The 4,741-nt window shown below is 60.1% G+C and carries 3 protein-coding genes; 2 read left to right on the forward strand and 1 reads right to left on the reverse strand.

Features of this window, described 5'->3' with window-relative positions:
* Positions 1-255: 255 nt before the first annotated feature.
* Positions 256-2,898, reverse strand: a complete 2,643-nt coding sequence (locus ABIZ35_RS08100) for an endonuclease MutS2 (RefSeq protein WP_348219379.1) — start codon at positions 2,896-2,898, stop codon at positions 256-258.
* A gap of 160 nt (positions 2,899-3,058) precedes the next feature.
* Between ABIZ35_RS08100 and ABIZ35_RS08105 the strand changes: the two genes are divergently transcribed.
* Positions 3,059-3,796 carry an outer membrane lipoprotein-sorting protein gene (locus tag ABIZ35_RS08105; RefSeq protein WP_348219380.1) on the forward strand — a complete coding sequence of 246 codons (738 nt, stop codon included), beginning with the start codon at positions 3,059-3,061 and terminating at the stop codon, positions 3,794-3,796.
* A partial coding sequence (locus ABIZ35_RS08110; RefSeq protein ID WP_348219381.1) for a glycosyltransferase family 39 protein occupies positions 3,793-4,741 on the forward strand: 949 nt, incomplete at its 3' end. The genes ABIZ35_RS08105 and ABIZ35_RS08110, both read left to right, overlap by 4 nt.

Genomic DNA, 4,741 nt, shown 5'->3' on the forward strand with positions numbered 1-4,741 from the left:
GGCCCCTCCGCCCCAATTCTGGGGAACTTGGAGAGGATGTCCCCCGACCCCCACAGGGGTGCAAACCATAGCAATGATGGCGTGTCGAATACTAAAATTGATACGTCACCGTTGATGTGTTTTTACCCCTGTGGGGGCCAGGGGGATTCTTACTCTGGTCCCCCAGAATTGGGGCGGAGGGGCGAAACACCCACACGAATTGTTGGGGCGGAGGGGCCATCCTAATCCTGTGGGGGCGGAGGGGCCTTCTTAGCCTCACGTCTCCCGCAGCTTCACCACAGTTGCGCCTGCTCCGCCTTCGTCGGCGTTGGCGGTTGTGTATTCGGCGACGAGGGGGTTATCCTTCAGGAAGTCCTGCACGGCGCGGCGCAGGGCGCCGGTGCCTTTGCCGTGGACGACGCGGGCGTGGGTGAGGCCGGCGGCGTAGGCGTCATCAATGTACTTTTCGACGTTGCGTACGGCTTCGTCGGCGCGCTGGCCGAGCAGGGAGATCTGCGATGTGACGCCCATCGTCTTCTGCATGGCGATATTCTGCTGGTCTCCCGCATGAATATCGAGCAGCTTCGGGCGATCCGGAGGCGCGGAGGCGCTGTGGCGGGCGGTGGGAGTTCGCTCGGGACGGGGAGCGCGGTCCGTTCTTGGAGAGCGTTCGGGCTTCGGCGTCCGTTCTCGTGCGGGGCGTTCGCCCCTGGCGCTGCGTTCCGATGGACCGCTGCGCTCTGGCTGTCCATTACGCGGCGGTTTGGCGGGGGTTTCAGGCGCGGAGGGAGACGTCGCCAGGGAGGGCGGAAGAGGGACCTGGCGTTCGATCTTTACGACGGGCAGTTCGTCCGGCTCGCCGATCAGGCGCAGGGTAGAGGCGGGGACGCTCACGCGCATCGCGCCGACCTGGACAGGCAGGTTGCTGCCCGATTCTCCGGCGCGCTCATCCTCCAGGACTTCTCCCGTCATGCCGAGCGAAGGAATACGCACTTTGTCGCCCTGGCGCAGCAGTCGGTTTGGGACGATCTCGATGATCGTCATCATCTGCTCTTCGGTCTGGCGCTCGATGTCGTTTTGAAGATCGTCCGCGATGTTTCGGATCGCCTGTCGCGCCCGCTCAGTCTGCTTGCCCTCGGTGTTCGCATGGCGCAGCTGGCCGATAATATTGTCGACCTTGTCCTGCGCGCGCTTAATCAGGGCGCGCGCCTCCTCGGCGGCTTTGAGACGCGCATCCCGCCGCAGACTTTCGAGGTTCGCGAGTTCTTCTTGATAGCGGCGGCGCAGCATCTGCGATTCGATCCGCGCTCGCTCCGCTTCACGCCCTTCCGCGACGGCCTGGCGGCGTCCTTCTTCTAGTTCGCGGAAAAGATCAGCCGTGCTGTCGGTTCCCGTCAGCTCGGTTCGCGCTTCGGCTAGTACGCTCTCAGGCATCCCCAGCCGTCCTGCGATGGCGAAGGCGTTGGACGATCCCGGTACGCCTTGCAGCAGACGATACGTCGGACTGAGGGTCGCTTCGTCGAACTCGACGCTCGCGTTCTGCACGCCGGGCGTCACGAAGGCGTAGCTTTTCAGCTCACCGTAATGAGTGGTCGCGATGACGCGCGCGCCGGCCTCGCGCAGATGGTCCAGAATTGCGCGCGCCAGCGATGCGCCTTCTCCCGGGTCCGTTCCGGCGCCGACTTCGTCCAACAGCACCAGCGCGTTTTTGCGCAGTGTCTTTAGGATTTTTACGATGTTGGAGATGTGTCCGGAAAAAGTGGAGAGGGATTGCTGGAGGCTCTGTTCGTCGCCGATGTCCGCGTAGATCTGATAGAAGAGATTCATCTCGGCGTGCGCCGCCGGGACATGCAGGCCACACTGCGCCATCAGGGTCAGCAGGCCCATTGTTTTGAGTGTGACGGTCTTACCGCCGGTGTTGGGTCCGGTGATCAGCAGCAGCTGGTTCTTCTCGCCGCCCAGCTCCACATCGATGGGAACGACAATCGCCGGATCGATCAAGGGGTGCCGCGCGGAAACGAGCCGCGTATAACCGTTGGTGTTCAAAGCTGGCGCCGTCGCGTTCTGGACCATGCCCATTTTTGCGCGGGCGGAGATAAAGTCGATCTGCGCGAGAATGCCGACGCTGACCATCAGCGGCGCCGAAATGCGCCGCACGCTCTCCGTCAGGCGCATCAAGATCTTCGCGATCTCCTGCGTCTCCTTGATGTCCAGCTCTTTCAGTTCATTGCCGTAATCCACGACCGACTGCGGCTCCATAAACAGCGTTGCGCCGGAGGCGGAGGTGTCGTGGACGATGCCGCCGAAGGCTCCCCGGTGATCGGCTTTGACGGGGACACAGTACCGGTCGCCGCGCTGAACGATGACGGGGTCCTGAAGCATGGCGCGCAGGGGGCCATTGATAATCGCGTTCAGCCGCTCCAGCATTCGCTGGTTCGCCACTTTGCGCCGACTGCGAATACGAGCGAGGTCCGGCGAGGCGGAGTCTAAGATTAAGCCGTTGGGGCCGATGCTGGATGTGATCTCCGATTCCAGCGAGGGGAACTGGCCTAAATTCGCGGCGAGCGCCGCCATGATCGGATAGTCCGTAGCGATCTTTTGCAGAAACGCCTTGAGAACGCGGCCCCCGGCCGCCGTTGAATAGATGTCGAGAAGCCCGCGCGGATCGAGCGACGACCCGATCTCCGCCTGCCGCAGATGGGGCCGGATATCCGTGATCCCGCCGAGAGGCAGGTTCCCCTTGATCTCGATCATCTGCCGGCATTCAGTAGTCTCGTCCAGGCGCGCCTTGACCTGGAGCAGATAGTCCGAAGGCTCCATCGCCTCGGCAAGCTCCCGCCCAAGCGAGCAGGCCGTGAGATCCATCAATTGATGGCGGATCGCGTCAAATTCTAAAACGCGTAATGCATGATTGTCCATAACTACTTCAGTGTACCCGAATGGGGAGCGCGCGAATAATTCGCGCAACCTTTCATTGGTTTTGTCGTCTGACGGGGTAGGGTTGCTAAAGAGGGGCCCCCGGGGAACAATTCCACGCCTCTCGCCGTTTAAAGATGGGTAACTCAAGGAGTTTTGACATATGCCGATTAACTACCGACGAACATTTAAATCCAGTCTCTGGACATTGATATTGAGCGCCACCGCGCTCGCTCCCGTGATTGCCGCTCCCAGCATCGCGTCGCTGACCTCCACGAAGATCAAAACACTCGCCATGGATACGGAAGTCATTCAGGAGAACCGGGATGAACTGAAGCGGATCGAAGGCGACTTCGCGCAGGCGTACCGGATTCACAATATCGCGATCTCGTATGCTTATCCCGACAAACTGCACTTCGAGTCCGTGATTTTGAAGGCGCATATCGCCTACACGATCAACGGCAACCAGAAGTTCACGTCGGTCCCCACGTTCCATGTCCACAAAGTTGAGGATGTGACGAATGCGCCGGGGAAGAAGCAATCGCTGCTGGATTGCGGCATGGTTCCTCCGGAATTGCTTTTGGCGTATAACGCGACCTATCTGCGCAAAGAAGGCGCGAATTACGTGTTTCAATTGCTGCCGAAGATCAAGACCGAGCCGATTCGTGATGTCGTCTGGATCGATCCCAAGACGAAGATTACCGTGAAACGCGAGCATTACGACCGCAATGGCCATTTGATCGCCTGGTATCAATATAAAAATCCGCAGCAAATTATCCCCGGAGTGTATATTCCCACACGCGTGGAAGTGTATAATCCTTATAATAAGCTTGCCGCTGTCACAGCTTATAAGAACATCCGCGTCAACAAGCCGCTGGACATGACGATTTTCAACTTTTGAACGCAGAACAACTTTCTCAAACAAACCCATTGCCGCTCGATTGGAGCACACGCCGCCTGGATAAGGCGGCGTGTGTTTTGCTGTTCGTGCTCACCGCTTTTCGTCTCTGGTACGCCGCCTCGCATCAACTGCTCCAGGATGAAGCGTACTACTGGCAGTGGTCCCGCCACTTGGACTGGGGCTATTACGACAATACTCCGCTGATGGCGGTCGTCATCCGCGTGTTCACCTCGCTGCTTGGTCCGACGGAGCTGGGCGTCCGCGCCGGCGCGATTTTCTGCGCCTTGATCGCCTCCGCTTTCATTTACCTGATCATGCGCCGGCTGACGGACGCACGCGTCGCCTTCGTCGCCTTGGTCATGGCGTCGGTCATTCCGCTGTTCGCCGCCGGCGCGGACATCATGACCCAGGATCCCGTGCAGCTCGCGCTCTGGGCGGCGGCGCTGTATGTCATTCTCCATGCGCTGGATGGTAAGGGATGGCTGTGGATTGTGGGCGGCGTTCTGGCGGGGCTGGCGGCGATGGCGAAGCTGAACGCCTTATTGCTGCTGCCCAGCATACTGCTCTATTTGGCGCTCTCAAAAACGCATCGTTACTGGCTGCGCCGCCCGGAGCCGTATGTGGCCGCCATGATCGCACTGGCGATCTTCAGCCCGTTCGTCTGGTGGAACTACACCCATCATAACGCCTTCTGGATGCATATCCATGCAATGGGGACGCGCAGTTCCGCGCACGACCCCCCATTCAAGTGGTTCCTGCGGTTCGCCGGCGATCAGGCTTTGCTCATGTCGCCCCTGCTGATGCTGACGTTTATTCGAAGCCTCTGGGTGGACGGCAAGCGCGCTGTCGCTGAGAACGACAACGCGCTTTTGTTTCTGTGGGCGCCCAGTGTCGTGGTGTTCGCGGGGACGGCCTTGTTGTCGCTCAAAAGCAAGGTGGAAGGCA

The organism is Capsulimonas sp. (assembly GCF_039929585.1).
GTDB lineage: Bacteria > Armatimonadota > Armatimonadia > Armatimonadales > Capsulimonadaceae > Capsulimonas.

Excerpts from the sequence above, each read along its gene's own strand:
- ABIZ35_RS08105 (WP_348219380.1), top strand. The coding sequence starts at position 3,059 with ATGCCGATTAACTACCGACGAACATTTAAATCCAGTCTCTGGACATTG.
- ABIZ35_RS08100 (WP_348219379.1), bottom strand. The coding sequence starts at position 2,898 with ATGGACAATCATGCATTACGCGTTTTAGAATTTGACGCGATCCGCCAT.